Annotated in this window: 27 protein-coding genes; 13 read left to right on the top strand and 14 right to left on the bottom strand. The window is 43.8% G+C overall.

Annotated elements, in window-relative coordinates:
- Window positions 1-2: 2 nt before the first annotated feature.
- The 7 genes from pdxH to rpsA all read right to left on the bottom strand — a co-directional run bounded on the left by pdxH (window position 3) and on the right by rpsA (window position 7119).
- Window positions 3-647: a pyridoxamine 5'-phosphate oxidase gene (gene pdxH / locus B7P33_RS02035; RefSeq protein WP_097440290.1), complete on the bottom strand. Its 645-nt coding sequence runs from the start codon at window positions 645-647 to the stop codon at window positions 3-5.
- A gap of 151 nt (window positions 648-798) precedes the next feature.
- Window positions 799-1704: a ribonuclease Z gene (locus B7P33_RS02040; RefSeq protein WP_097440291.1), complete on the bottom strand. Its 906-nt coding sequence runs from the start codon at window positions 1702-1704 to the stop codon at window positions 799-801.
- 39 nt (window positions 1705-1743) lie between these two features.
- Entirely contained in the window at window positions 1744-2076 is a 333-nt protein-coding gene (locus B7P33_RS02045; RefSeq protein WP_097440292.1) for a ribonuclease Z, read from the bottom strand.
- Window positions 2073-3005: an aspartate carbamoyltransferase catalytic subunit gene (locus B7P33_RS02050; protein WP_097440293.1), complete on the bottom strand. Its 933-nt coding sequence runs from the start codon at window positions 3003-3005 to the stop codon at window positions 2073-2075. The genes B7P33_RS02045 and B7P33_RS02050 overlap by 4 nt, the downstream gene beginning before the upstream one ends.
- Before the next feature lie 42 nt (window positions 3006-3047).
- Window positions 3048-3587, bottom strand: coding sequence for a bifunctional pyr operon transcriptional regulator/uracil phosphoribosyltransferase PyrR (pyrR, locus tag B7P33_RS02055; protein ID WP_097440294.1), 540 nt, complete (start codon window positions 3585-3587; stop codon window positions 3048-3050).
- Between the two features lie 59 nt (window positions 3588-3646).
- Window positions 3647-5149 (bottom strand): TlpA family protein disulfide reductase, encoded by a 1503-nt coding sequence (locus tag B7P33_RS02060; protein ID WP_097440295.1) that lies wholly within the window; start codon window positions 5147-5149, stop codon window positions 3647-3649.
- Between the two features lie 134 nt (window positions 5150-5283).
- Entirely contained in the window at window positions 5284-7119 is a 1836-nt protein-coding gene (gene rpsA / locus B7P33_RS02065; protein ID WP_097440296.1) for a 30S ribosomal protein S1, read from the bottom strand.
- A 521-nt stretch (window positions 7120-7640) separates the two neighbouring features.
- On the opposite strand from rpsA, the gene B7P33_RS02070 reads away from it, so the two are divergent.
- Window positions 7641-8021 (top strand): LysM peptidoglycan-binding domain-containing protein, encoded by a 381-nt coding sequence (locus B7P33_RS02070; RefSeq protein WP_097440297.1) that lies wholly within the window; start codon window positions 7641-7643, stop codon window positions 8019-8021.
- A 115-nt stretch (window positions 8022-8136) separates the two neighbouring features.
- Entirely contained in the window at window positions 8137-8706 is a 570-nt protein-coding gene (locus tag B7P33_RS02075) for a hypothetical protein (RefSeq protein ID WP_097440298.1), read from the top strand.
- Here B7P33_RS02075 and cmk read toward each other — a convergent pair.
- Window positions 8703-9392 (bottom strand): (d)CMP kinase, encoded by a 690-nt coding sequence (cmk, locus tag B7P33_RS02080; protein ID WP_097440299.1) that lies wholly within the window; start codon window positions 9390-9392, stop codon window positions 8703-8705. The genes B7P33_RS02075 and cmk overlap by 4 nt on opposite strands.
- 118 nt (window positions 9393-9510) lie before the next feature.
- A complete protein-coding gene (gene lon / locus B7P33_RS02085) occupies window positions 9511-11961 on the bottom strand; it encodes an endopeptidase La (protein ID WP_097440757.1) in 2451 nt (816 codons plus the stop codon).
- A gap of 205 nt (window positions 11962-12166) precedes the next feature.
- On the opposite strand from lon, the gene B7P33_RS02090 reads away from it, so the two are divergent.
- The 4 genes from B7P33_RS02090 to B7P33_RS02105 are packed head-to-tail and all read left to right on the top strand — an operon-like array spanning window position 12167 to window position 15139.
- Complete coding sequence (locus tag B7P33_RS02090; protein WP_097440300.1) at window positions 12167-12721, top strand: RNA polymerase sigma factor; 555 nt, start codon at window positions 12167-12169, stop codon at window positions 12719-12721.
- An 8-nt stretch (window positions 12722-12729) separates the two neighbouring features.
- The gene (locus B7P33_RS02095) at window positions 12730-13296 is read left to right on the top strand and encodes a hypothetical protein (protein WP_245871605.1); all 567 of its coding nucleotides are present in this window, start codon (window positions 12730-12732) and stop codon (window positions 13294-13296) included.
- The gene (locus B7P33_RS02100) at window positions 13277-14365 is read left to right on the top strand and encodes a hypothetical protein (RefSeq protein WP_097440301.1); all 1089 of its coding nucleotides are present in this window, start codon (window positions 13277-13279) and stop codon (window positions 14363-14365) included. The genes B7P33_RS02095 and B7P33_RS02100 overlap by 20 nt, the downstream gene beginning before the upstream one ends.
- 39 nt (window positions 14366-14404) lie before the next feature.
- Window positions 14405-15139 carry a head GIN domain-containing protein gene (locus B7P33_RS02105; protein ID WP_097440302.1) on the top strand — a complete coding sequence of 245 codons (735 nt, stop codon included), beginning with the start codon at window positions 14405-14407 and terminating at the stop codon, window positions 15137-15139.
- 122 nt (window positions 15140-15261) lie between these two features.
- Here the strand turns inward: B7P33_RS02105 and B7P33_RS02110 are convergent, their stop codons facing one another.
- Both B7P33_RS02110 and B7P33_RS02115 read right to left on the bottom strand, forming a co-directional pair.
- Window positions 15262-16665, bottom strand: a complete 1404-nt coding sequence (locus B7P33_RS02110) for an MFS transporter (protein WP_097440303.1) — start codon at window positions 16663-16665, stop codon at window positions 15262-15264.
- A gap of 361 nt (window positions 16666-17026) precedes the next feature.
- On the bottom strand, window positions 17027-17839 hold the full coding sequence (locus B7P33_RS02115) for a M48 family metallopeptidase (RefSeq protein WP_097440759.1): 813 nt from the start codon (window positions 17837-17839) through the stop codon (window positions 17027-17029).
- A 251-nt stretch (window positions 17840-18090) separates the two neighbouring features.
- Between B7P33_RS02115 and B7P33_RS02120 the strand changes: the two genes are divergently transcribed.
- The 7 genes from B7P33_RS02120 (at window position 18091) to B7P33_RS02150 (ending at window position 23333) form a co-directional block, all read left to right on the top strand.
- Window positions 18091-18654, top strand: a complete 564-nt coding sequence (locus B7P33_RS02120; protein WP_097440760.1) for a hypothetical protein — start codon at window positions 18091-18093, stop codon at window positions 18652-18654.
- A 105-nt stretch (window positions 18655-18759) separates the two neighbouring features.
- Window positions 18760-19242, top strand: coding sequence for a peptide-methionine (R)-S-oxide reductase MsrB (msrB, locus tag B7P33_RS02125; RefSeq protein ID WP_097440304.1), 483 nt, complete (start codon window positions 18760-18762; stop codon window positions 19240-19242).
- Window positions 19235-19639 carry a peptide-methionine (R)-S-oxide reductase MsrB gene (gene msrB, locus B7P33_RS02130; protein ID WP_097440305.1) on the top strand — a complete coding sequence of 135 codons (405 nt, stop codon included), beginning with the start codon at window positions 19235-19237 and terminating at the stop codon, window positions 19637-19639. Before msrB (B7P33_RS02125) ends, msrB (B7P33_RS02130) begins: the two co-directional genes overlap by 8 nt.
- Window positions 19640-19651: 12 nt before the next feature.
- Window positions 19652-20182 (top strand): DUF1572 family protein, encoded by a 531-nt coding sequence (locus B7P33_RS02135; RefSeq protein WP_097440306.1) that lies wholly within the window; start codon window positions 19652-19654, stop codon window positions 20180-20182.
- Window positions 20183-20346: 164 nt separating this feature from the next.
- Window positions 20347-21288 carry a hypothetical protein gene (locus B7P33_RS02140; RefSeq protein WP_097440307.1) on the top strand — a complete coding sequence of 314 codons (942 nt, stop codon included), beginning with the start codon at window positions 20347-20349 and terminating at the stop codon, window positions 21286-21288.
- 352 nt (window positions 21289-21640) lie between these two features.
- A complete protein-coding gene (gene lpdA, locus B7P33_RS02145) occupies window positions 21641-23032 on the top strand; it encodes a dihydrolipoyl dehydrogenase (protein ID WP_097440308.1) in 1392 nt (463 codons plus the stop codon).
- A gap of 10 nt (window positions 23033-23042) precedes the next feature.
- Window positions 23043-23333, top strand: coding sequence for a DUF3817 domain-containing protein (locus tag B7P33_RS02150; protein ID WP_097440309.1), 291 nt, complete (start codon window positions 23043-23045; stop codon window positions 23331-23333).
- On the opposite strand, the gene B7P33_RS02155 is transcribed toward B7P33_RS02150, so the two are convergent.
- The 3 genes from B7P33_RS02155 to aroQ are packed head-to-tail and all read right to left on the bottom strand — an operon-like array spanning window position 23334 to window position 26123.
- The gene (locus tag B7P33_RS02155) at window positions 23334-24050 is read right to left on the bottom strand and encodes a Dph6-related ATP pyrophosphatase (protein ID WP_097440310.1); all 717 of its coding nucleotides are present in this window, start codon (window positions 24048-24050) and stop codon (window positions 23334-23336) included. It lies immediately after the preceding gene.
- A gap of 8 nt (window positions 24051-24058) precedes the next feature.
- Complete coding sequence (locus B7P33_RS02160; protein WP_097440311.1) at window positions 24059-25666, bottom strand: beta-N-acetylhexosaminidase; 1608 nt, start codon at window positions 25664-25666, stop codon at window positions 24059-24061.
- Between the two features lie 40 nt (window positions 25667-25706).
- Complete coding sequence (gene aroQ, locus B7P33_RS02165) at window positions 25707-26123, bottom strand: type II 3-dehydroquinate dehydratase (RefSeq protein WP_097440761.1); 417 nt, start codon at window positions 26121-26123, stop codon at window positions 25707-25709.
- Window positions 26124-26227 lie beyond the last annotated feature (104 nt).

A 26227-nucleotide genomic window follows, 5' to 3' on the forward strand; every position in this document is an offset into this window, starting at 1 on the left:
AATCATGGAGACAATCGTTCAATGGTAAACGAATAATCCGATTGGAGGCTGTAGCGAATACGATCATGTAATCGATTGGGCCTGCCTTGCCAAAATTCCAGCTTTTCGGGCCGTACCAAATACCCACCCCAGTGGTCGGGACGTGGCACTTCTTTTCCTTCATATTTGGCTTCGGCTGCTTTTAGTTTTTCCTCTAAAAACTCTCTAGAAGGTACTACCTGTGACTGTTCCGAGGCAATGGCTCCCAATTGGCTGCCTACAGGCCGCGATTCAAAATAACCATCGGAAAGGTTGGGTGCCAATTTCTCGGCCTTCCCCTTTATAATTACCTGACGCTCCATATTGGGCCAGAAAAACGACAAGCACACCTCCGGATTTGCCGCGATAGCCTTGCCCTTATCACTTTCGTAATTGGTATAAAAAATAAAACCTTCGTAAGTATATTGCTTGAGCAGCACGATCCTAGCCGCCGGAAAGCCATCGGCACCGAGGGTAGACAAGGTCATGGCATTGGGTTCTTCCACACCCCGGAATTCCTCTACCTCATAAAACCACTTTTGAAACAACTCCATAGGATTTTCCGGAAGATCGGACTCCAACAATTGTTTCTTTTCGTATACCTTTCTGTAATCGGTAAGATCTTTCATGCCTTAGTATGCTAGTGAAATAGTAATTAGTGGGCTAGTGAGTCAGTAAATAGTGACCTAGTGAATTAGTTTACAGTGCGCAAGTAATTTTCAGCTAGCCGATAGTATACAAAGTTCAACAATTCGGATCAAAAAAAAGGAGAGTCACCCCTTAAAACTGGAACTCTTTACCGTCCTCGGCCAAATGCACATGGTCAAAAACGGTTTCCGCTTCGGCCTTAAAATGGTCGAGATTGGTGTATCGGGTCGAATAATGCCCCAAGATCAACTGTGAGACTTGGGCCTTTTGGGCAATGGTAGCCGCATCTATGGCCGTACTGTGCTTGGTCTTACCCGTAAGCCTTCGCTCCGACTCCAGAAAAGTAGATTCATGGTACAACACCTTTACATTTTGCAATAAAGGCACAATATCTTCTTTGTACACGGTGTCGCTACAGTAGGCATAACTCCACGGATGCGGCGGATTATCGGTGAGTAGGGTATTCGGTATAATACGACCATCTTCCAATACCGCATCTTTTCCGTTCTTCAAATTTTGAAAATCGCAAACGGGTATATCGTATTTCCTAACCTCTTCTATATTCAGTTTGCGCTCGCCCAATTTTTCCTTGAACAAATAACCATTGGTATAAATGCGATGTTCTAAAGGAATGGTATACACGGCTATAGCATCATCCTCAAAAATGAGTTCGGAAGTTTTAGATTCCAATTCATGGAAAACCAAATCGTAATTGGTCCATGAGTCGCCAACTTTAAGCATTAAGGTAACCGCTTCCTTAATACCTTTTGGACCATAAATATGCAGTTCTTTTTCGCGCCCCAACAACTTGAAGGTGGACAATAAACCCGGAAGGCCGAAAAAATGATCCCCGTGCAAATGGGAGATGAAAATATGGTCGATCTTCGAAAAACGAACCTTCTGCTTACGCAACTGCATTTGGGTACCTTCGCCACAATCGATCAAAAACAAACGGTTCCGCAACTCCAACACCTGGGCAGACGGATTGGTCATGGAACGGGGCGTAGCGGCATAACAACCAAGGATCTTAAGCTTCATAAGGCTTTAGGTTTATCGACATTTACGCAAAAAACGGGCCTAAAAGCCCAAATCGCGCTCAATTTCTTCCATTTCAATAAAATCCATAGCCTCTTGCAAAGTGGGTACCACACAAATACTTTCGGGCAGTTCGTCGTAAGACACCTTAGCGGTTACCAACACAAACGATCGTTTCTTGCCCCTATGGTTATCGGACAAGGGCTGGAATTCCAATACCTGGCTTACGGTGAGATCTTCGAAGGAAAACAATTTCACCACCAAATTGTCGTGGGTCAAATCCTCCAATTTTGCATTTAAGTTGGCGATAAAAGCCTGTATATCTATATCCTCTTGGGAAACTATGGTGGTCGTTCCTTGTTTATCTATTATCATATGGATTTGATTTTAGAGGCCAGTAGATAAATTACCGCCATACGTACGGCAACCCCGTTTTCTACTTGGTCCAAAATAATGGAATGTGACGAATCGGCCACGGCACTGGTTACCTCTACCCCCCTGTTAATGGGCCCGGGATGCATAACCACGATCTCTTTATCGAGTTGGTTCAGGCGCTCCATGGTAAGTCCGTATTGCATGGCATACTCCCGTGTTGATGGAAAATAGCTAATATCCATACGTTCATTCTGTACCCGAAGCATATTGGCCACATCGCACCAGGCCAGGGCTTTTTGAAAATCGGTCTCTACCGACACCCCCAAATCCCCGATGTATTTAGGAATTAAAGTTTTAGGCCCACATACCTTTACCTCGGCCCCCTGCAACTTTAAGGCATAGATATTGGACAAGGCCACGCGCGAATGCAATATATCGCCCACGATTAACACCTTTTTACCGGCTACATCGCCCAAACGTTCGCGAATGGAGAACGAATCGAGTAAAGCCTGTGTGGGGTGTTCATGGGCCCCATCGCCGGCATTTATGATGGCGGCGTTTACATGCTTGGCCAAGAAAATGCCCGCCCCAGGGTTAGGGTGGCGCATAACCACCATATCTACCTTCATCGAAAGGATGTTGTTCACCGTATCGACCAAAGTCTCACCCTTTTTCACCGACGATTGTCCGGCTGAAAAATTCACGATATCGGCCGACAGGCGTTTTTCGGCCAATTCAAAAGACAATTTGGTTCGGGTACTGTTCTCGAAAAAGATATTGGCAATGGTAATATCACGCAAAGAGGGAACCTTTTTAATGGAACGGTTGATTACCTCCTTAAAATGGTCCGCAGTCTCAAAAATGAGCTGGATATCGTCCTCGTTCAGGTATTTGATCCCCAACAAATGATCCACACTCAGTTCAGCCATATTCTTGTATATAAAAAAGGGACGCCCAGCGCCCCAAAACGATTAATCTTCAATTAAATAAACGGCATCGACGCCGTCGTTCTCTTCCCAGAGCACCTTTACCTTTTCGTGGTTTATCGCATCTACCTGTCGGCCCCTATAATTGGGTTGAATGGGCAAATGCCTACTAAAACGACGATCGATCAAAGTCAACAGCTCTATCTCCGAAGGTCTCCCGAAGGACTGTAGGGCCGTTAGGGCCGCCCGGATACTTCTACCGGTGTACAATACATCGTCTACCAAAACCACTTTTTTGCCTTCGATCAAAAAATCGATATGGGTACTGTTGGCCTGTAAGGGTTTATCGCCCCGTCGGAAATCGTCCCTAAAAAAGGTAATGTCGAGTAAGCCCAACTGAACCCCATCGGCTCCATATTCCGCTTTTAGGATATGTTCTAACCGTTGGGCAAGGTATTTACCCCGAGGCTGCAAGCCCACCAAAACGGTATCGGAAAAATCGAGATGGTTTTCCAGTAGTTGACAAGCCAGTCGGTGTAAAATGATATTGATCTCTTTGGCAGAAAGTAGTTCTTTTTGACCCATAGTGCTAATCGGCTCGGTACCGGATAACAAAAGTAGTGAATAATTCAAAAAGGCCCGACTTATTCTTTAAGCAAGGAATCCAATATAAATTGAGTCTTTGGTGCATATAATCGATAGTTGCCCTTGCGCACAACTTCTCCTTGTTTATTAATAATCATATGTGTCGGGAAAGCTTTTACGGCATAGAATTTTAAGATATCATCTATCTCCTCTTTACCAAATTGAAAATGAACCCCACTAACTTGGTTTACCTTTATGAACTCATTTCCTTTTTTATGATTTAAATCCATTTGCAAATACACAAATTCTATTGGCTGGCCTTCGTATTTTTCGTGTTTAATCGGTCCACTCTTAACCATATCCGCATGACAAGGAGCACACCAACTCGTCCAAAAATCTACCAACACAACCTTATTAGTTTCTTTTTGAATTAAACTATCCAAAATTTTCATTACGCCTTCTTGCTTAATATCATAAATACTATAGGCTTCAATCGACTCTAGAGGAATTCCTGACTTTTTCAACTTAACATACTCCTTCAAAAGCCTCTCCTTTAACGATGGATCTTGGATTAGCGAAAAAAGATGCTCTTGCTGGGCTTGAAAAGATTTTAAAGTATAGTTCTCTAATTGGCTTTTCCCAAATAAATACAACGCATAATCCCTTTGCCGCGCATTTGTAAAACTGTTGTAGGTTAAATCTAACCATGCAGTCATATTATTAGGATCAATTTTTCTATTATCACGTTTGTTCAAATAGGTCAAATACAAGGCTCTTGTATACCCGAAAGCTTCATTTTCCACCAAACCTTCAGACACATGAATCTGCTCTATGTCATTTTCCATCGATTCCGTCAAGGTCAAATTGTATCTCACACCATCAACACTTTGTTGCCCATTAACTTGGCTAGCATTCCCAAATACATCAGACACTTTCGCGTGCCTTTCAGAAAAATTCACATTATACAACGCATACTTTAGTAGTCTTTGGAAACGTTCATTAAGTAATTCAGAATGTAAGGTTGTCCGCAAGCCTCTTGAGACCATACTTTCCTCCAACATTCCATTCAAAACATTGCTGTTTATCTCTTGAACACTATCAAGGGTTGTCACATAGGAATCTCCATCTAGCAGGGTAGTTCTTGGATTCAAGTCATCTCCTAAATCTTTCTTAGCATAAAACCGATTCAAGAAAACATTATCTTCGACACCATCCCCTTCAATAAGCATTTTCTGTTCTCCCGTTAAATCAAGCGTTACAAAAATACTGTCACCGGGTTTAGTATATACGTAGGTGTGGGAGAATGGAGTGATTCGAAAAGTTTGGGGGATTTCTTGTTCAAATTCTAATCGAAAACTTCCGTCTTTAGAAAAATCGGCCACATCCAATTCGCGGCGGAATCCAGGAAAGGGCTTGATCTTTAGTAAACGTAAGCCTTCATAAGTGTCATAATTCAGAACTTTTCCGGTAACGATGGTTTTCGACCGTGTTGACCCCTCTTTCTTTTTAACATCTTGACAAGACAGAAACAGAAAGACTATTACAAGAGCGAAGTATTTCATATCGTGTTGGTTTGGAAATTAAAACTACATAAATACCAAACACGATTTTTATACAAATCGTTAAATCACATAAAACCCACAAAACAAAAAGCCCGGGCAAAACCCGGGCTTTCGTTATAAAGAAAGAATATTTCTTACTTCTTCTTAGAATCGGCTTCCATTTTGGCTTTCAAGGCCATAAGGGCTTCGTTAGCATCTCCAAGGGTTGGCTTGGCCTCATCGGCAGCAGCGGCAGCCTTACGCTGGGCAGCTTTGATGTTGCGTTGCTCTTCTTCCCTGAATACAGCGGTATGGCTAGCTACCACACGCTTAAAGTCCTTACTGAACTCAATGATCTTGAATTCGGCGGCTTCACCTTTCTTAAGCTTGCTTCCGTCTTCTTTTTCCATGTGACGCGATGGAACAAAGGCTACGATATCTTCGTTCAACTGAACGGTAGCCCCTTTATCTACCACCTCTAGGATTGAAGCATTGTGGCTAGAGCCCAAAGCGAACTCTTGCTCGTACTTATCCCATGGGTTCTCGGTAGTCTGCTTATGACCCAAGCTTAGCTTACGGCCATCAACATCCAATTCCAATACTTCCACTTCCAAAGTATCGCCAACATTTACGAACTCAGATGGGTGCTTCACTTTCTTGGTCCAAGAAAGGTCAGAGATATAGATCAATCCGTCGATACCTTCTTCCATTTCTACGAACACACCAAAGTTGGTAAAGTTACGTACGATACCTTTGTGACGCGAGCCAACAGGGTATTTGGTAGTAATATCGGTCCATGGGTCCGGGGTCAATTGCTTGATACCCAATGACATTTTACGCTCTTCGCGATCCATGGTCAAAACAACGGCATCAACCACATCACCTACTTTTACGAAATCTTGGGCCGAACGCAAGTGCGTAGACCAAGACATTTCAGAAACGTGGATCAATCCTTCTACACCTTCGGCTACTTCGATAAAGGCACCGTAATCAGCGATTACAACCACCTTACCTTTCACCTGGTCACCGATCTTGATCTCATCGCCAAGAGCATCCCATGGGTGCTTCTCTAACTGCTTAAGACCTAATTGGATTCTTGATTTGTTGTCGTCGAAATCCAAGATAACCACGTTCAACTTCTGATCCAATTCCACCACTTCGTTCGGGTGGTTGATACGGCTCCAAGAAAGATCGGTAATGTGTACCAAACCATCTACGCCACCAAGGTCGATAAAGACCCCGTAAGACGTGATGTTCTTGACCACACCTTCCAATACTTGACCTTTCTCCAATTGGGAGATGATCTCTTTTTTCTGCTCTTCGATATCGGCCTCGATAAGGGCTTTGTGCGAAACCACCACGTTCTTGAATTCGTGGTTGATCTTCACCACCTTGAATTCCATGGTCTTACCTACGTACTGATCGTAATCGCGAATAGGCTTCACATCGATCTGTGAACCTGGCAAGAAGGCCTCGATGCCGAATACATCAACGATCATACCTCCTTTAGTCCTACACTTCACAAAACCATTTACGATTTCTTCTTTGTCGTGGGCGGCGTTCACACGATCCCATGCCATAATGGTACGGGCCTTACGGTGCGACAATACCAACTGACCGTTTTTATCCTCGCGGATATCGATCAAAACCTCTACGGTATCACCTACCTTAAGGTCTGGATTGTAACGGAACTCGTTCAAAGAAATAACCCCTTCACTCTTGGCGTTGATGTCAATAATGGCCTCACGCTCGGTCAAGTGGATCACCTTACCTTCAACTACTTCCTCATCGGCGGTATCTACGAAATTCTCAGATACCATTTGCTCAAACTCCTGTAGTTTAGAGTCGGCTACCCTTTCAATACCCTGCTCGTACTTTTCCCAGTTAAAGTTCTCTAGAAACTCAGCCGGATTTTGTACTTGCTCGGTGGGTTGTGCTACTTGGGCTTCCTGGTTTTCCTCGGCCGCCGGTGTTGTTTTTTCTTCAGCCATAATGCTGATTAAAATTTGTATCCCATTGTGCGACAAAGGCTAACACACACAACAGAAGTGTTTATATTCAAATAATCCCTTTTTCCTTTGTCAGGTGCTAAAAAGGAGTGCAAAAATACAACGAATAATGGGTTTTACCAAGCTCTTTTTGAGATACTTAGTTTAACCACAAAATTTAATTCAGCTATTTCCTCGCTACCCCCCCCTCTAAGCGGAAGAGGGGCTGGCTTGTACTACTATAGCTATAGGGAGAGATGAAAATACTGCTACAATCAGAAACAACCTCTTTATTTTCTTGTTTGGGCGTTTCCCTCCTACCGTCGGGCCGGGCTTTCTGTTGCAAATCCTCGCTCCTATCGGGCTGTGGGTTTTTCACGTCAATCCCTAACGCGCGACATAAGCCAACATAACTTTTTAACCTAGCTCTTTTCCCTAAAATCGAAAATGTACCCTACCTCTCGAATTTTATTAAGATAATTCGTATATTCAGCCTATCATTTAACCATTAAAACACACATTTCATGAGCGTTAAAGCAAAGTACCAGCCTGTTTTGGAACTTGGTGAGCAATTAGGTATCCAAAATGGCGATGTTTGGGAAGAAGCCGGTATCCTTAAGGTAAAAGGACAGGCAGCTACCCAGTACGAAAAAAACATCATCTGGGACAAGATAAAGGAAATCGGAGGAGAGAGCCCGGCCGATATCAAAGCCAACATTACCGTAGCCGATGAGTCGGTTTACCACCGCCATGTAGTAAAAAGCGGGGAGTCTTTGAGCAAGATCGCCAAACATTATTATGGCGACCCTATGAAGTACACGGCCATTTTCGAGGCCAACACCAACATTCTTAAAAACCCGGATGTAATCCATCCCGACCAAGAATTGGTGATTCCGAACCTATAGTTTTTATTCGGAAAGGTTTAAAAGAAAGCCCTGCAAAGTGCAGGGTTTTTTTTATTCCTAAAAACTAGTATAATATGTCGACATAGAAATTGTTGTAATTCCACAAACTCTTCGTATGCCCTACAATGAACCTTCACTCTCAAAAGTTCTACTTATAACAAGCATCTCATGTCTTACACTCCTCTCATGCAAGGAAAATACCACGACTAAATCAATTGAAGAGATAGTGGTACGACATCATGAAAATGCCTACACCGCTGTACCATCGAGTATAGACTCAACCTTATACTCTATAACGTATCACAAAAAGAAAGTCTTTCATGCCTTAGGACTTCAAGCGGATAACACTTTAGACTATGTACTTATTAAAGATCCAAATATGCTGGATACGTTTTACTATTTAGGACAAAAAATGCCCTGTGAATCCGAAAAAGTCCTCATCCATGATTCAAAGCAATATATTGTTCACCGATTTTTACATGATTTACCAGATGGAGCCGATGAAGAAGGATACTTTTACGCCATAAACAACAGGATTGTTGCTTTCCGATCTCTACCCTGGCAAATAGCGGATATTTACGAATTCGACACCATTCCCTCCAACACTATATTAAACTCCGACACTACAGGATTCTACCGGCCAGTTAGGGGATTCGAAATCAAAACAGCTAAACAACATTACTAACCCCCAATACGATCCTGGGCCAAACTATAGATACGCTCGAATTGGTCTTCCAAGCCCATATGGCTGTTATCGAAGGGTACGGCGTCCTCGGCTTGTTTTAAGGGCGAATGCTCGCGATGCGAGTCTATATAATCGCGCTCTTGTACGTTTTTCAAAATCTCGTCGTAATTCACATCGTCTCCCCTATCCAACAGCTCTTTGTAGCGTCTATGGGCCCTGGCCGAGGCCGAGGCGGTCATAAATATTTTCAGCTCGGCATCCGGGAAAACGACGGTGCCTATATCACGGCCATCCATAACCACACCTTTGTCGGCACCCATCCGGCGCTGTTCGGCCACTAACTTTTCGCGAACGGCCGCAAGCTCAGAAACGATACTGACTTTGGTAGAAACGGCCATAGTCCGTATCTCACGCTCTACGTTTTCACCGTTCAATATCATATCGGCCTTTCCGGTATCCCCATTACGCTCGAACCTTAGATTAATGGCATCCAATTGAGACTCCAGTAACGGGGTATCCAATTGCTTGGAATCGTCTATCGCCCCGATCCGAATCGCGAAAAGGGTTACGGCCCTATACATGGCACCTGTATCTATGTACACATATTCCAATTTCTCAGCCAACATTTTGGCAATGGTGCTTTTTCCGGTGGACGAAAAGCCGTCTATAGCGATAGTTATTTTCATTTTAATGCATTCAGGGTTCAAGACAAAGGATTCTAAAAGTACGTCATTCTTATAAACGAACCCATGAAAAAAATCAGGTTTTCCTTTTTCATTCAGGGGCTATTCCATTACTGACCGCTTATAGTTTTTTAGCATTTTTCACCTTTTGTTTGGTAACCGCTATATCGATCACCTCACTCATTTCGGTTACATAATGAAAGGTTAGTCCTTTTAGATATTCTTCTTTAATCTCCAAGATGTCTTTACGGTTATCGGCACAAAGTATGATTTCTTTGATCTTGGCCCTTTTGGCGGCTAGAATCTTTTCTTTGATACCCCCAACCGGTAACACCTTACCCCGTAGGGTAATCTCACCGGTCATGGCCAAACTTTTCTTCACCTTGCGCTGGGTATATAACGACACCAAAGAGGTCAGCATGGTAATACCGGCACTAGGTCCATCTTTCGGGGTAGCCCCTTCAGGAACGTGAATATGTACATTGTACTTATCGAACACCTCGACCGGTATACCAAATACTTCGGCATTCGACTTTATATACTCCATGGCAATAGTGGCCGACTCTTTCATGACCTTGCCTAAATTACCGGTAATGCTCAGCGCGCCTTTACCTTTGGATAAAAGGGATTCGATAAACAAAATATCACCCCCGACCGAGGTCCAGGCGAGTCCGGTTACCACACCGGCCACATCGTTATTCTCGTACTTATCGCGCTCTAAACGGGCCGGTCCTAATACGGTTTCAATATCGGCATTGGACACTTTGACGTCGTACACCTCTTCCATGGCGATGTTCTTGGCCGCATAACGTACCATTTTGGCAATTTGCTTGTCCAAGGTTCGTACGCCAGATTCCCGGGTGTAACCTTCCACGATCTTCTCCAACTGGGGTTTCCCTAACTTAAGATCCTTGGCCTTTAAACCATGCTCCTTTAATTGCTTGGGCAACAAATGGCGCTTGGCGATCTCGACTTTTTCCTCAATGGTATACCCACTTACATTAATAAGCTCCATACGGTCGCGTAAGGCCGGCTGAATGCTGCCTAGATTGTTGGCCGTAGCTATAAACATCACCTTAGAGAGGTCGTAGCCCATCTCCAAGAAGTTGTCGTAGAACTCGCTATTTTGTTCGGGATCCAATACCTCTAACATGGCCGAGGAAGGATCGCCTTGGTGGCTACTGGACAATTTATCGATCTCATCCAAAATGAAAACCGGATTCGAAGTACCCGCTTTTTTGATGTTCTGAAGAATGCGACCGGGCATAGCCCCAATATAGGTTTTGCGGTGCCCACGTATCTCGGCCTCGTCGCGCAAACCACCTAAAGACATACGCACATATTCGCGTCCCATGGATTCGGCTATCGATTTACCCAAGGAGGTTTTACCCACGCCGGGAGGGCCATACAGACATAAAATGGGCGATTTCATATCGTTCCGCAGCTTCAATACCGCCAAATACTCTATAATGCGCCTTTTTACATCTTCTAGACCGTAATGGTCGCGATCTAAGATCTCTTGGGCTTTTTTGAGGTCGAATTTGTCTTTTGAAAATTCATTCCAAGGCAACTCCAAAAACAACTCTAGATAATTACGCTGAATGGAGTACTCGGCCACCTGTGGGTTCATGCGCTGCATTTTGGCCAGCTCTTTATTAAAGTGCTCGTTTACCTTTTTGCCCCACTTTTTCTTTTTGGCCTGGGCCCGCATTTCGTCAATCTCTTCTTCATAAGACACCCCGCCCAACTCTTCTTGGATGGTCTTCATCTGCTGATGCAGGAAGTACTCCCGTTGCTGTTGGTCGAGATCGTTGCGTACCTTAGACTGTATATCGTTTTTAAGCTCCAATTTCTGAAGCTCCATATTCATATGCTTTAAGGCGGCCAAAGCCCGTTCTTGCAGATCCCCGATCTCGAGTAACTCCTGCTTGTCGGCCACCCCCACATTAAGGTTGCTCGACACAAAGTTCACCAAAAACGAATTGCTCTGAATGTTTTTAATGGCAAAGGAAGCCTCCGAAGGTATATTCGGACTATCTTTTATAATACGCAGGGCAATTTCCTTGATACCATCGATTATGGCCATGAATTCCGGATCTTCGGCCTCTGGCCTTACTTCTACCGTTTCACGTATCGTGGCGGTCATATAGGGCTCCTCGGTAATCAGCTCGGCCAATTCGAAGCGTTTTTTACCCTGAATGATAATGGTAGTATTGCCATCGGGCATTTTCAACACCCTTAAGATACGGGCTACCGTACCCAAGGTATTGATATCGGCCAAGCCCGGATTCTCTACCGCCTCATCTTTTTGCGACACCACACCAATGACCTTAGAACCGTTGTTGGCATCGTTGATCAATTGGATGGAGGCATCCCTTCCGGCCGTAATCGGAATAACCACCCCGGGAAAAAGAACCGTGTTACGCAAAGGTAAGATCGGCAAGGTTTCCGGTAAGGGTTCGTTGTTTATCTCTTCTTCATCTTCAGGGGTCATTAACGGAATCAATTCCTCATCTTGATCCAAGCCCTGCAATGACATGCTGTCAATATGTATGATTTTAGAATCTCCCATAGCTAATATGTCGGCCAATCTGTCAGTTACCAAACGACTACCGACCCTCTTCATTATTGGTTAAGTCCCCTCAAGCTACTAAAAACGGTATTTGGGGGCATATATTTCGCTATGGAAAGGGCAAAGGCTATGCCACAATGATTTTTTTTCAAGAAAACTGTAACAAAGGAAAAAAGGCCGCATCTTTAGGGTAAAGAATTACTTTTTGAGCCAGCAAAATGAACATATCGATGTTCTGTTACAACAGTGTTTAGCAGGAAAGCAAAGCGCGCAATTCAAGGTATATCAAAAATACCAGAAAGCCATGTACAACACCTCGCTACGGATCGTAAAAGATAGTATGGAAGCCGAGGACGTAATGCAAGAGTCTTTTTTAAGCGCCTTTTCTAAACTGCATAGCTTTAAAGGGGAGGTTACCTTCGGGGCCTGGTTAAAACGCATTGTGGTAAACAACAGTATACAGCGGTACAACAAACGTAAAAAAGAAAACAGCACATCGCTGGAAGATCATTTATATAGGGTCGAAGATGATGATGTAGGCTCCCAGGATTATGGGGAGACGGAACGAAAGGCTCAAAAAGTACTTCAAACCATGAACCTACTCAAGGAGAACTATAGAGTTTCTTTGACCCTTCATTTGATCGAAGGATACGATTATGACGAAATAAGCCAGATTATGGATATGAGTTACGCCAATTGCCGTACCACCATATCCAGGGCCAAGGACAGTTTACGAAAGAAAATGGCCCAACTGGTATAACAATAGTAATGATGGAAGAGAAAGACAACATAACCCAAATGTTCGAGGATCTACGGGAACATTTCGACACCGAGGCCACACCGGCCGGGCACGAAATGCGATTCTTGGACAAACTGGCTCAGGCCCAGGGTACGGCCGTTACCCAAAAGCCCAAAAGACAACTTTGGAAACCCCTTTCCATTGCCGCTTCTATAGCCATATTAGTGGCAGCAGGCCTCCTTTTTACGATGCAACCCCAAAGCACGGACGAACAATTGGCAGAGACCGCCCCTGAGGTTTCGAACACCAAGAACTACTATGCCGGGCTCATCGAAAGGGAAATCGCCAAACTCGAGACCGAGGCCACTCCTGAAACCCGCCAAGTAATCGACGATGCGCTTGCGCAATTGGAAAACTTGGAAAAGGACTATGAAAAATTAGAACAAGACCTCTTAGACGAGGGCAACCCAAAACTGTTGCTCAGTGCCATGATCACCAACTTCCAGACTAGGATAGACCTGTTGGAAAACGTGATGGAACAAATAGAGGAAATAAAAATGTATAACAAACTTAACGATGAAAGCGATATTATATAAAACTACCCTAACCCTCTTAACGCTCGTTACCCCGCTACTGCTTACGGCCAATACCGGCAAGCTTAAAGGCAAGTACGAACGCGAAAAGACCCTTAAGAAAGAGTATACCGTAAACCCGACCGCGCTCTTAAAAGTGAGCAACAGCTACGGCGACCTGAACATTACGTCTTGGGACCAAAACAAAGTAGTGATAGAAGTACGGATTACCGTTAGTGGCAACAGTGAAGAAAAAGTCGAGAAAAAACTACACAGTATCGATGTAGATTTCGAAAGCTCGCCATCCGAGGTTTATGCCAAGACCATCTTCTCCAAAAACAAAAGCTGGGGCTGGAACTGGGGGCGCAACAATGTTAGCATGCGTATTGATTATAACATTAAAGTACCCGTAAAGAACAGTGTTTCGCTCTCCAACGATTATGGCGCCATTATCTTGGATCGTATAGACGGGCACGCCCGAATAAGTTGTGATTATGGTCGTTTAGATATTGGGGAACTACGTGGCAGGGAGAACCAGTTGAACTTCGATTATACCTCAAAATCTAAAATCGGCTATATGAACAGTGGTAAGATCAATGCCGATTATTCAGGGTTTACCATTGAAAAAGCCGGAAACTTGGATATCAATGCCGACTATACCAATTCGAAGGTCATAGAAATGGACGATTTGGAGTACCACTGTGATTACGGTAGCATCGAAATCGGAAAGGTTAACCATATAGATGGTAACGGAAGTTATCTAAGCTCAAGGATTGGAAAAGTGAATGGCAATTTGGATATCGTATCTGATTACGGTTCCCTAAAAATCGAGGAACTTACCGCCAATGCCGGCGATGTAAGCATCCGATCGGATTATACCGGAGTAAAAATAGGCTATGCGCCTGAATACGAATTCACCTTTGAGATCCGTACCGAATATGCCGGCGTAAAAGGTAAAGACGATTTTGAGATAAACATCAGCAAAGAACGCTCTTCGGAACGCTACTACAAAGGCTATTACGGTTCTAGCAACAGCAACAACCATATGTCCATCAACAGCGAATACGGCAGCGTTAGCTTTTATCAAAATTAATAACCCTTGTAATCAATCAACCCTTAATACAATTACATCATGAAAAAAACGACAACACTTTTAACCTTGGCCCTTTTGAGCAGTGTTATGCTACATGCCCAATGGTGGGGAAAACACATCAAAGGCAATGGAAACGTTACCGAGATCGAACGTTCGGTGGGCGATTATGACAAAGTAGCCGTAGCCGGAAACTTCGATGTGTACTTGGTAGCCGGAACCGAAGGCGAACTGACCTTAAAGGGAGAATCCAACTTATTGGAGCACATTAAGACTGAGGTAAAGGATGGAAAACTGATCATTAAGACCAAAAATAACGTAGAGCTACGTCCATCCAACTGGAAAAGTAAAGCCTTATCGATTACCGTACCAATTGAAGATATTTCTGCCGCTACCCTTTCGGGATCTGGCGATATTGTAGGTAAGACTTTGATCAAAGCCAATAAATTCCATACCGCCGTAGCCGGTTCCGGTGATATTACCTTGGAAGTAGATGCCCAATCGGTGTCCGCCGCCGTTTCAGGTTCTGGCGACTTACGTTTAGAGGGTACTGCCCAAGATTTTGAAGCCAAAGTAGCCGGTAGTGGCGACATACACGCCTTTGACTTAAGGGCCGAAAACGTGACCAGTGCCGTAAGCGGATCAGGCGATGTTCGGGTAAGCGCCAGTGGCTTATTAAAAGCCCGTGTCTCGGGATCTGGCGATGTGCATTATCGTGGCAACCCCGATAAAATAGACAGCAAAGTATCTGGTTCCGGCGATGTTTCCCGGAGCTAAAAGCAGACAAAACAAGTAATTAAAAAAGCTTCCTTCGGGAAGCTTTTTTATTGATTATTGATTATTGTCTATTTTCTATGTTCTATTTTCTATGTTTTTTTTAATACCGACTAACCAACATACTACCCCTGCCTATCTTTTGGTACCCGGTACAATAACACAATACCGAACAAAAAGAAAAGGAACAAAAACAAAATACCGTTACGCATACTGCCGGTTATTTGATCGATAAAGGCAAAAATGACCATCCCGATAACAATACCGATCTTTTCGGCCACATCGTAGAAACTAAAATATGAAGTGGTGTCTTCCGTTTCAGGCAGAAATTTAGAGTAAGTAGAACGGGCCAAGGCCTGTATGCCCCCCATAACCAAGCCTACAATAGCCGCGGCAACATAAAACTGCAAGGGTGTTTCCATAAAGTAGGCATAAAAGCACAATCCCATCCATACCCCATTTACAGCAATCAAGGTTTTTATATTCCCATATTTACCCGAAGCATTCGAGGTAAGATAGGCGCCCAAGATGGCCACTAACTGGATTACCAAAATACTTACGATAAGCCCCATGGTTTTTTCACCATCGCCTCCCCAGGCAATTTCCTCCTCCCCGAAATAAACAGCGATAAGCATAATGGTCTGCACGGCCATACTGAATACGAAAAAAGCGTACAGGTAGCGTTTTAACCGTAGATCGGTCTGCAATTGGGCCCAAACACTTCTTAACTCGCGTAACCCGTTAAAGAAGATGGCCCGGGTAACCTTTTCACCATTCGAGGTACCTTTTGGTAAATAATAGAACGTATATTGACTGAACAAAGCCCACCAAATCCCAACGGTGACGAAAGATATTTTCATAGCCTCGAAAGAAGCCGCATCCTTTACAGATTTTTGGGCTGCGGCAATCTCGGCCTCCGAACCATTGGCCAGAATCGCAGGGTCGATGCTCAAATCAAAACCAAACCATTGCGGAAACATAACCATCAAAAGGTTAAGTACCAACAACAAGACACTGCCAAAATATCCTAAAGAAAAGCCCTTAGCACTAATTCCGTCTTGTTGTTCGGGAAAAGCGATATCGGGCAAATAAGAGTTATAAAACACCAAACTGCCCCAATACCCAATTAGGCCCATAAAATAAAACAACAGGCTCAAATGGATCTTATCCGGAGTAATATCGAACCAATACAGCCCAATACAACCTACACTACCAACATAACAGAAGAATTTTAAAAAATTCATTTTATTTCCCACATAATCGGCAATACCCGACATAATGGGCGAACTTACGGCCACCACCAAAAAGGTAAACGCGGTAACAAAAGTGATCAAGGCCGTGCTTTTGAACTCCATACCAAAAGCCCAAACGGTTTTAAGCTCGGTTGTGGTAGACACGAACAGGGCCGAATAGAAAATAGGGAAAATCGAAGAAGCGATGGTCAAGGTGTAGACCGAATTGGCCCAATCGTAAAAGGCCCAGGCGTTCAACAATTTTTTACTGCCTTTAGCCAATGGTTCTCTTTGCATCTGTATGGTTTTGGTTATTGGCGACTTAGCCTAATGACCAAGCCACAAAAAAGCCGCTACCCGAAAACGAGCAGCGGCCCAATATACAATATATCTTAGTAGCCACCATTCGTGACCGAATGTTAGAAACGAGAACGCTTCACTTCTAGAATAAAGAAAATAGACTTTTAGACCTTTAACGTTTAATGATTTCGTTTTACACAAAACACTTGATTAAACCAAAGAAGACAACTATTTCGGATTCGGATTGGTTTACGGACGAATAAAATGTAAGCGCCTTGTTTTCAATAGTCTTTATTCTTTAGTCTTTATTCTTTAGTCTTTAACCAATAAGATTCGGATATCTGCGGGTTGCCACAAACTATTTAAAGGTGGTTACCCCAAATTTTGCAGCTTCGGCTTTGGCGTTCGGCGCCCATTGGGTAAGATTGGCAATACGCGTATCATTAGAAGGGTGCGTACTCATGATTTCCGGCGGGGCTTCACCTCCACTGGCCTTCATACGTTTCCATAATTCGGCTGCCTCATCGGGGTTGTAACCCGCAATTGCCATGAGGGTTAACCCAATTTTATCGGCTTCCGATTCGTGTCCCCTACTAAAGGGCAACATCCCTCCTACTTGAGAACCCAAACCGTAGGCTTGCATCCACATATCTTGGTTGGCCGCAGTTTGACCACTAGTGGCCACTGCCACGCCTACAGCGCCAATTTGCTGTAGGGTACCGGCACTCATACGCTGGGCGCCATGATCGGCCAAGGCATGGGCTACCTCATGACCCATTACCACGGCCACCCCTGTTTCTCCTTGACAAACCGGTAAGATACCCGTATAAAAAACGATTTTACCCCCTGGCATACACCAAGCATTAACCGTTTTATCGTCTACCAAGTTATAATCCCAACGGTAATCTTTCAGATAGCCCGGGTACCCATTGGCATTAAACCAACGTTCGGCCGCCGAAGCAATTTTCTTCCCTACCCTTTCGATCATCTGCGCATCTGCAGTACCTTCAATTACTTTATTCTCATTTAGAAATTGATCGTATTGCGCAAAAGCCGTAGGGAAAATAGAACTATTGCTATGCATATTAAACATCTTCTTTCCCGTAAACGGATTCGTCTTACAGGCTGCCACCATTAAAAACACCATGAGGGCCAATGCAATTTTCTTCATCTTGTAATTCATTAAATATTAAGGATTAAGCCACATAAAGCAACACCTTAAGGTTAGTATTTTTCCGAGCTGAAATTACAAAATTATCTGATACCAAAACGAAGAACCTATCCCAATTCGACCTTTGGCACCACCGGTTTGTTTTACTGCAAAATAATTTTTGGCATCCTTTTTGGTTATTACTAATTGAAACTGGGACATTGCACCTATAAAGCTGCCCCAATGATGTGAAACGACAAAAACCAAAAGTTATGAAAGCAAAGATTTTTACCCTAGTTATACTTTTCGCCTCTTTAGGCTTTATCGCTTGTGAAGGTCCGGCCGGACCTCCTGGACCTCCCGGATTCGACGGTATTAATGGTGCCGACGGTGCCGATGGCGCTACCGCCCTAAGCCAAGTTTTGGAAATAGAAGTCGATTTCAATGCCGCTAACGATTATGCTACTTTATATGAATTCCCAAATACCGTAGAGGTCTTTGAGGCCGATTTGGTATTGGTCTATTTACTTTGGGAAACCATTGATGGCAGCGACGGTGAGCCCGTAGATGTTTGGCGCTTGTTACCCCAAACCCGAATTTTAGACCAAGGCTTATTACAATATAATTATGACCACACCTTTTTAGATGTAAACTTGTTCCTGGAGGCCGATTTTGACCTAGGTACCCTGCCCGATGGCGATACCCAAGATCAAGTTTTTAGAATAGCCATTGTACCGGGCGAATTTGCCCAATCTGGGAAAATGGACCGAAGCAATTTGGCCGAGGTCATGAAAAAAATAGGGGTTACCGAAGAAACCGTAACGCGATTGCGTTAAACTATGAAGATGATGATTGTAAGCCCGGCCCTAGCAGCCGGGCTTTTTTATGGATACTTTTGAAAGGTCTATCCGACTAGGTCGTCAAAATAAAAAAACAGGATTATGAAACGGATGTTACTAATGGGCATAGCCTTATTATGTATAAGTTGTCAAGGGATCGCCCAAGAGAAAAAGGAAGAAAAGAAACAGTTTCCTATTACCAAAACCGATGCCGAATGGAAAGCCGAACTAACTAATATGCAATATTATGTGTTGCGTAGGGCTGGTACCGAGAGGGCTTTTAGTAGTGAGCTATTGGAAAATAAGGACAAAGGCACCTATGTCTGTGCGGCATGTGAAACCCCATTATTCAAGAGTAAACACAAATTCAGATCCGGTACGGGTTGGCCCAGTTTCGACCGTGAGATTAAAGGCAATGTGGCTTTTGATGTAGATTATAACATCGGATATGCCCGAACCGAAGAACATTGTGCCACTTGTGGCGGACATTTAGGCCATGTGTTTGACGATGGGCCTAAAAAAACCACAGGTAAAAGACATTGCATTAATGGGGCCGCCCTTAAATTCGTACCAGAAAATGAGTAAATACCCAGTCGACAAATCGGAAGCAGAGTGGCAAGAGCAATTAGACGACATGGCTTTCCATGTCTTAAGGAACAAAGGCACGGAGCGCCCATTTACTGGGGAGTATGACCTGCATTTCGAAGACGGAAAATACCATTGCAAGGGCTGCGGAACCCTCCTTTTTGCAAGTTCCCATAAATACAATAGCGGCTGTGGCTGGCCGGCTTTTGACCAAGCCGAACCCGGAAGCATTGAATACATCCGAGACACTACGCATGGCATGATCCGAACCGAAACGGTCTGTGCCAATTGCGGCGGTCATTTGGGCCACGTTTTTAATGACGGCCCCAGGGAAACTACCGGACAGCGCTACTGTATAAATTCGGCCAGTTTGCACTTTAACAAACAAAATGACTAAAACCTAACCGACTTGGATTATATTCCGCATTTTTTAGAAACCACGAGAAAGGAATTCGAACGTTTTAAAACCATGGGCGAACGTACCTTTGAACAACTAAGCGAACAAGAAATCCATTTTACCTATGCACCCGACGATTTAAGTGTGGCCTTAATCGTTAAACATATGGTTGGCAATATGCTTAGTAGGTGGACCAACTTTTTGACCGAAGATGGGGAAAAAGACTGGCGTAACCGGGAAACGGAATTTGAAGCCCCCTATAGCACCAAAGCTGAAATGTTGGCGGCTTGGGAAACCGGATGGTCTTGTTTATTCAACGCCATGGAGAGTATAAATCAAAACAACATGGACAAGCAGGTTTTTATAAGGGGACAAGCACACACTATTACCCAAGCCTTGCTCAGGCAACTAGCCCATTATCCATCCCATATTGGGCAAATTATGTATTTAGGCAAAAGTATAAAAGGAGCCCAATGGCAAAGCCTATCCATTCCCAAAGGCGAATCGGAGGCCTTCAACAAGAAAATGTTCAACACCAATTAGCCAATCAATCATGAGGGCTATTGCATCAATTTAAGTACACCAGAACAAAAAAGGATGTTTTTGTATTTTATGCGCAAAAGTTAGGGTAAAATCATTGTTCATACCCGTGGTTTTCATTACATTAGTCCAAGACATTACTGTCCAAAAACAAAACGCACACTATAATGAAAACCACTAAACTTTTCCTATTTCTATCTCTGCTGGTCTTAGGCCATGGCTTGCTATTCGCACAAGACGTTACTACGGTTGAAGCTATTGATGAAAACATAGGGGAAAATCTCGACTTGGAAGCTGTTGCCTCCGTCTTTACTGATTCAGAAGACTTAGAAGACTTCGAAAAACGATTGAACGACCCTAAAACCCAAATATCCAATCTAGACCTTAACGGTGATGGTGAAGTCGATTACTTACGTGTATTGGAAAGTTCCAAAGACAATACCCATGTGGTCACCATTCAGGCCGTAATCGGTAAAAATCAGTTTCAGGACGTAGCCACAATAGATGTGGAAAAAGACGATAAAGGCGAAACCACCGTACAAGTTGTAGGCGATGTACATATGTATGGCCCTGGTTATATCGTCCATCCGATTTATGTACGTCCTCCCGTCATAATCATCTGGTTTTGGGGGCCAGTTTACCGTCCATGGCGCTCGCCCTACTATTGGGGGTATTACCCACCCTATTACCGTCCTTGGCGGCCACATCCGAGAAATGTTTATCGTACCCAAGTAAACGTGCACGTACATAAAGACATTACTTTTAACAGAACCTCGGTAAGGCAAAGTAAAACGGCCGTAGAAATCCAACGAAAAGACAGCAAAAAAGATTATTCCAGAAACCCTTCGCAGTATAAAAAAAGTAGTGATAAGGCTGCAACTGCCAAATCCAAAGCCGGCGACACCAAATCGACTGGCAAAAAGGTAGACGACAACTGGAAAACCGCTTCGGAAAAAGCAGGTAAAGATTCTAAGGTTAAGGATAACAAGGTTTCCGTTCCCTCAAACAAAACACCTAAATCAAAACCTAGCAGTAAACCAGCCAACAAGCCAGCGACCAAACCCAAAAGCAAACCAAAAGCCAAGCCCAAAAAAGGGCGTAAAAACTAAAAGAATTTACCTCTAAAAAAGAGACCCAGCTTAAATAGGGTCTCTTTTTTTGTTCTAAATCCAGCCCCCCCCACTGCCTATAATTTAGGTGGAAGATGACATACAATAAAGTGTAACTACCACTACCATTAAGACCTTACCTTCAAATTAACCCATCTTTTTAAGATCAGTTTGGATGTGACCAGTATTACACCCCATTAAACTTCGTTTTGGTTTCGTACCTTTGGGGCTGCAAATTTTAATTTTGCATACCAGCTTAAGGCAAGCCCTAAGCTTGGCAACCAAAAATTCCAATAGTTTCGAGTGAAAATCCGAAACAATTAATCTCGATTATCGAGTAAAACATATATATATGAGCAATTTCGATGTTATCGTATTAGGCAGTGGCCCCGGAGGTTATGTAACCGCCATTAGGGCCTCTCAATTGGGCTTGAAAACAGCCATAATCGAAAAAGAAAGCCTTGGGGGTATTTGTTTGAACTGGGGCTGTATACCCACCAAAGCCCTTTTAAAATCGGCCCAGGTTTTCGAATACCTAAAGCACGCATCGGACTATGGTTTAACCGTAGACAATGTAGATAAAGACTTTGATGCCGTAGTAAAGCGTAGTCGTGGTGTAGCCGAATCGATGAGTAAGGGTATCGAGTTTTTGATGAAAAAGAACAAGATTACCGTAATCAACGGATACGGAAAAGTTAAACCCGGTAAAAAGGTGGCCGTAACCGATGCCGATGGTAAAGAGAGCGAATACAGTGCCTCGCATATTATCATTGCCACCGGAGCCCGTAGCCGCGAGTTACCAAGCCTTCCCCAAGATGGCAAGAAAGTAATCGGATACCGTGAGGCCATGACCCTGCCCAAGCAACCCAAGAAATTGGTCGTTGTAGGTAGTGGCGCCATTGGTATCGAATTCGCCTATTTTTATAATGCCATGGGTAGTGAAGTTACCGTGGTAGAATATATGCCAAACATTGTTCCTGTAGAGGATGAAGATGTTTCGAAACAATTGGAACGCAGCTTTAAAAAGGCCGGCGTAAAAATCATGACCTCGGCCGAGGTTACCCAAGTAGATACTTCAGGCAAAGGGGTTGTCGTAAGTGTAAACACCAAAAAGGGTGAAAAAACCATTGAGGCAGATGTTGTATTATCTGCTGTGGGTATCAAAACCAATATCGAGAATATCGGACTGGAAGATGTGGGCATCATTACCGATCGCGACAAAATCTTGGTGAACGATTATTATCAAACCAATATCCCAGGATACTATGCCATTGGCGATGTAACTCCAGGACAGGCCTTGGCACACGTTGCCTCTGCCGAAGGTATCCTTTGTGTAGAAAAAATCGCCAACATGCATGTAGAACCCATCGATTACGGTAATATACCCGGTTGTACCTACTGTATTCCTGAAGTGGCCTCTGTCGGTTTAACCGAAAAACAAGCCAAAGAGAAAGGTTACGAGCTTAAAGTGGGTAAATTTCCGTTCTCTGCCAGTGGTAAAGCCAAAGCCGCCGGTACCCCTGACGGATTCGTTAAGGTTATCTTCGATGCCAAATATGGCGAATGGTTAGGTTGCCATATGATCGGAGCCGGAGTAACCGATATGATCGCTGAGGCCGTTGTGGCACGTAAACTGGAGACCACCGGACATGAGATTTTAAAGGCGATTCACCCCCACCCTACCATGAGTGAGGCGGTTATGGAAGCCGTTGCCGATGCTTATGACGAAGTAATTCACCTCTAAGGAAAACCATATGCTAAGATCATTTAGGATCATAGCCCTACTTGAGGGCATCTCGTACCTATTATTGTTCGGTATCGGGATGCCCTTAAAGTATTTGGCTCAAATTCCAGAACCCAACATTTATATCGGTTACGCCCACGGACTCCTTTTTGTTTTGTTCGTTGCCGTAGGATTGTTATTTACCATGGAAAGCAAATGGGGCATGAAGAACTTCTTTATTTCCTTTGTGGCCTCGCTATTGCCTTTCGGTACTTTTTGGTTAGATAAGAAGTACTTGAAGCCCCTGGCCGAAAAGGCCTGATCAAGGAAGTAGATCACAATACCAAAAGGCATTGTCCCAGGATACCTCAACTTGGTAGCAATCTTCGCCATCTGAGCTAGGCGTATAGCTTTTCTTAACGATTTCACCCATTTTAAAGTCCACGGCCCGATTAAAAATGGGGCCGTCGTAAACAAAGGTGTGGAATTCCCCATTTTCACCACAGGGATCTATACCATCTGGTAAATCCGAAAGAAACGAAGCGTCCAACTCGCGCCCGCAAAAAGAGGCATCGAGCAACTTGGCATTTACACAAACGGTAATGGCCTTAAAGCCTAAGTCTAAAAACTCGGTCATTAAGGTTTTGGTATCCTTTTTCCAAAGCGGATAATGTCCTTTAACACCAACCTCTGCCAGTTTACCATCGCGATAGGCCCGCAGGTCTTCTAGAAATATATCCCCAAAAACCGTATCTCGATAGCCTTCTGAATACAGCTCCTCCATGGTTTTACGCATAACCGCATCGTAGGTAACCATGGATACGTTTCCGGCCAAGGCTACTTTTTGTAACGGTAGCTTTAGGGCTTGTGCTTGCCGTTCTAAAAGCCCGTTACGCAATCCATGCATGGACACCCGATCAAAATCGGTATTTACGATGGTCAGTAAACGGTCGACTTGAAGCTTGGAGCCTTGTTGGATTTTATACAAAGCCAGGGCAGAATCTTTACCCGTACTCCAGTTAAAATAAGCCTTCTTCATAGGCTGGGCTATTTTCTATTGGCCTTAGACAAAGGTGCCGGGTATATGCCTTTGGACTTCCACAACTCCATAAACTTGGGTAACTCTGCCACAAAACCATCAAAATCTTTCTGTTTTTTGGGCGTCCAGCCAACTTCGGCATAGGCCGCAATTCTTGGAAACACCATATAATCCATATAGCCAGAGGTCGGGATCCATTCGCCCCACATTTGGCAACCCAATCCTTTGATACGGTTATGGTATTTGGTATCTAATTTCTCTGGTATTGGATTAAAGTCGTAAGCTTTTTTCAATGAGATGCTCACATAGGGATAATCTAAATAGGTAGCCCAATTAGCCGAGTTTACGATATCATAGCCCTCTTCTGCCGCTTGGGTCATTAGTTTAATATTACCTTTCCAAAAATGCACAACGGTACCTTTGGCCAATTCTTCTTCGGCCCCATCATCTTTTTTATATTGGTAATCGTGTATGTTCTGGCCCATAATCTCGTTCCAGCCCATCATTCGCTTTCCCTTACCTTCTAAATACTTCGAGATACGATTGGTAAAAGCTACTTGCAAATCGGCAAAAGTCTTTAATCCGTTTTCCTTCATATAGGCCTTTATCTCAGCAGAGTTCTCCCAATGATCGTATTTGGCCTCGTCTCCCCCGATATGGACCACCTCCGATGGGAATAAGGCGATTACCTCGTCCAATACATCGGTTAGAAAGTTATACACCTTAGGGTCCGATACTTTGTAGATATCTTCACTCACACCAAATTTTATAGGCACTTCTATTTTTTTACCAGAAGACCCTAACCAAGGGTAGGCGGCAATGGCTGCTGATGAATGTCCGGGCATCTCTATCTCCGGTACGATGGTTATATGCCTTTCCGCCGCATATTTTACGATTTCCTTGATTTCTTCTTGGGTGTAATACCCTTCGTGAGGCACACCAGATTGAATTTCACTACGCCATTGGTCTGGCCCCACCTGGGTACTCGGACGTGTAGACCCGATTTCGGTAAGTAATGGATACTTTTTGATTTCGATGCGCCAACCCTGATCATCTACCAAATGCCAATGGAATACATTCATTTTTAGACGGGCCATCTCGTCCAATAGTTTTTTCACCTGTTCGGCTCCTTTAAAATAGCGGCCTTCGTCCAACATAAAGGCCCGCCATGCGAACCTTGGGGCATCGTTGATGGTAACAAAAGGTAAGCTACCGTCTGTTCCTATCAGTTGAAAAAAACTTTGCAGGCCATAAAAAAGACCGGTTTCGTTAGAAGAGCGCACGGTTACACCCTTCTTGTCTACTTTCAAGGCATAGCCGCCTTTAACATCTTGTCTACCACTATCGAGTTTGAGTCTAAGCTGGGCATCTTCTGATTTGGAAACCACGAAAACACCTCCCAAATCTTCTTGTACCGCTTGCGTATCGATATAATTTACCAAGGCGAATAAACGCATGTCATTAACATGCAGTTTCAATTGTCTATCCAATTGAAACACACTGTTTTTTTGGCTGATGTTCGCGGGTTGGGGAATTATCCGAACCTTTTCTTGTGAAAGCACCGGGTTCAGGCTAAATAGTACTACTACGAGTACACTACTTAATAAGGTCTTCATATAGTCTGGTTTAATGGGTCTGGTAAATAAAAAGGTTTGACTACCTTAAAAAACTCTCTAAGGCCAAATCGTAACCTTTTAGCCCGAAACCGATCACTAGACCGGCGGCCCCGGCAGCGATATACGATTGATGACGGAATTCTTCACGGGTATAAGTATTGGAAATATGCAGTTCTACTACCGGCGTTTCTATGCCTTTAACGGCATCGCCAATACCCACAGAGGTATGGGTATATGCCCCTGCATTGAGTACGATACCATCGTTATTAAAACCCACTTCATGCAACTTATCTATAAGTTCACCCTCTATATTCGATTGGTAATACTCCAATTGCAATTGCGGGTATTTGGCCTGTAAGCCAGCAAAATAATCTTCGAAGGTAGTACTGCCATACACCTCGGGCTCCCTTTTTCCCAAAAGGTTTAAGTTAGGGCCGTTTATGATACAGATCTTCATGTAATGTCTTTGGTTTTTTATGGAAGCCTTAAAAGTATAAAAAAGAAATGACCTCCCTTGCCAAAAGCTACAGGAGGCCATTCATCCACAAATCATTTCTTATG

It is taken from the genome of Sediminicola luteus (assembly GCF_002514735.1).
Lineage (GTDB): Bacteria > Bacteroidota > Bacteroidia > Flavobacteriales > Flavobacteriaceae > HQA918.

What these genes read in the sequence shown, in the direction of transcription:
- pdxH (WP_097440290.1), bottom strand. Translation starts at nt 647, where the DNA reads ATGAAAGATCTTACCGATTACAGAAAGGTATACGAAAAGAAACAATTG.
- B7P33_RS02040 (WP_097440291.1), bottom strand. Translation starts at nt 1,704, where the DNA reads ATGAAGCTTAAGATCCTTGGTTGTTATGCCGCTACGCCCCGTTCCATG.
- B7P33_RS02045 (WP_097440292.1), bottom strand. Translation starts at nt 2,076, where the DNA reads ATGATAATAGATAAACAAGGAACGACCACCATAGTTTCCCAAGAGGAT.
- B7P33_RS02050 (WP_097440293.1), bottom strand. Translation starts at nt 3,005, where the DNA reads ATGGCTGAACTGAGTGTGGATCATTTGTTGGGGATCAAATACCTGAAC.
- pyrR (WP_097440294.1), bottom strand. Translation starts at nt 3,587, where the DNA reads ATGGGTCAAAAAGAACTACTTTCTGCCAAAGAGATCAATATCATTTTA.
- B7P33_RS02060 (WP_097440295.1), bottom strand. Translation starts at nt 5,149, where the DNA reads ATGAAATACTTCGCTCTTGTAATAGTCTTTCTGTTTCTGTCTTGTCAA.
- rpsA (WP_097440296.1), bottom strand. Translation starts at nt 7,119, where the DNA reads ATGGCTGAAGAAAAAACAACACCGGCGGCCGAGGAAAACCAGGAAGCC.
- B7P33_RS02070 (WP_097440297.1), top strand. Translation starts at nt 7,641, where the DNA reads ATGAGCGTTAAAGCAAAGTACCAGCCTGTTTTGGAACTTGGTGAGCAA.
- B7P33_RS02075 (WP_097440298.1), top strand. Translation starts at nt 8,137, where the DNA reads ATGCCCTACAATGAACCTTCACTCTCAAAAGTTCTACTTATAACAAGC.
- cmk (WP_097440299.1), bottom strand. Translation starts at nt 9,392, where the DNA reads ATGAAAATAACTATCGCTATAGACGGCTTTTCGTCCACCGGAAAAAGC.
- lon (WP_097440757.1), bottom strand. Translation starts at nt 11,961, where the DNA reads ATGGGAGATTCTAAAATCATACATATTGACAGCATGTCATTGCAGGGC.
- B7P33_RS02095 (WP_245871605.1), top strand. Translation starts at nt 12,730, where the DNA reads ATGATGGAAGAGAAAGACAACATAACCCAAATGTTCGAGGATCTACGG.
- B7P33_RS02100 (WP_097440301.1), top strand. Translation starts at nt 13,277, where the DNA reads ATGAAAGCGATATTATATAAAACTACCCTAACCCTCTTAACGCTCGTT.
- B7P33_RS02105 (WP_097440302.1), top strand. Translation starts at nt 14,405, where the DNA reads ATGAAAAAAACGACAACACTTTTAACCTTGGCCCTTTTGAGCAGTGTT.
- B7P33_RS02110 (WP_097440303.1), bottom strand. Translation starts at nt 16,665, where the DNA reads ATGCAAAGAGAACCATTGGCTAAAGGCAGTAAAAAATTGTTGAACGCC.
- B7P33_RS02115 (WP_097440759.1), bottom strand. Translation starts at nt 17,839, where the DNA reads ATGAAGAAAATTGCATTGGCCCTCATGGTGTTTTTAATGGTGGCAGCC.
- B7P33_RS02120 (WP_097440760.1), top strand. Translation starts at nt 18,091, where the DNA reads ATGAAAGCAAAGATTTTTACCCTAGTTATACTTTTCGCCTCTTTAGGC.
- msrB (WP_097440304.1), top strand. Translation starts at nt 18,760, where the DNA reads ATGAAACGGATGTTACTAATGGGCATAGCCTTATTATGTATAAGTTGT.
- msrB (WP_097440305.1), top strand. Translation starts at nt 19,235, where the DNA reads ATGAGTAAATACCCAGTCGACAAATCGGAAGCAGAGTGGCAAGAGCAA.
- B7P33_RS02140 (WP_097440307.1), top strand. Translation starts at nt 20,347, where the DNA reads ATGAAAACCACTAAACTTTTCCTATTTCTATCTCTGCTGGTCTTAGGC.
- lpdA (WP_097440308.1), top strand. Translation starts at nt 21,641, where the DNA reads ATGAGCAATTTCGATGTTATCGTATTAGGCAGTGGCCCCGGAGGTTAT.
- B7P33_RS02150 (WP_097440309.1), top strand. Translation starts at nt 23,043, where the DNA reads ATGCTAAGATCATTTAGGATCATAGCCCTACTTGAGGGCATCTCGTAC.
- B7P33_RS02155 (WP_097440310.1), bottom strand. Translation starts at nt 24,050, where the DNA reads ATGAAGAAGGCTTATTTTAACTGGAGTACGGGTAAAGATTCTGCCCTG.
- B7P33_RS02160 (WP_097440311.1), bottom strand. Translation starts at nt 25,666, where the DNA reads ATGAAGACCTTATTAAGTAGTGTACTCGTAGTAGTACTATTTAGCCTG.
- aroQ (WP_097440761.1), bottom strand. Translation starts at nt 26,123, where the DNA reads ATGAAGATCTGTATCATAAACGGCCCTAACTTAAACCTTTTGGGAAAA.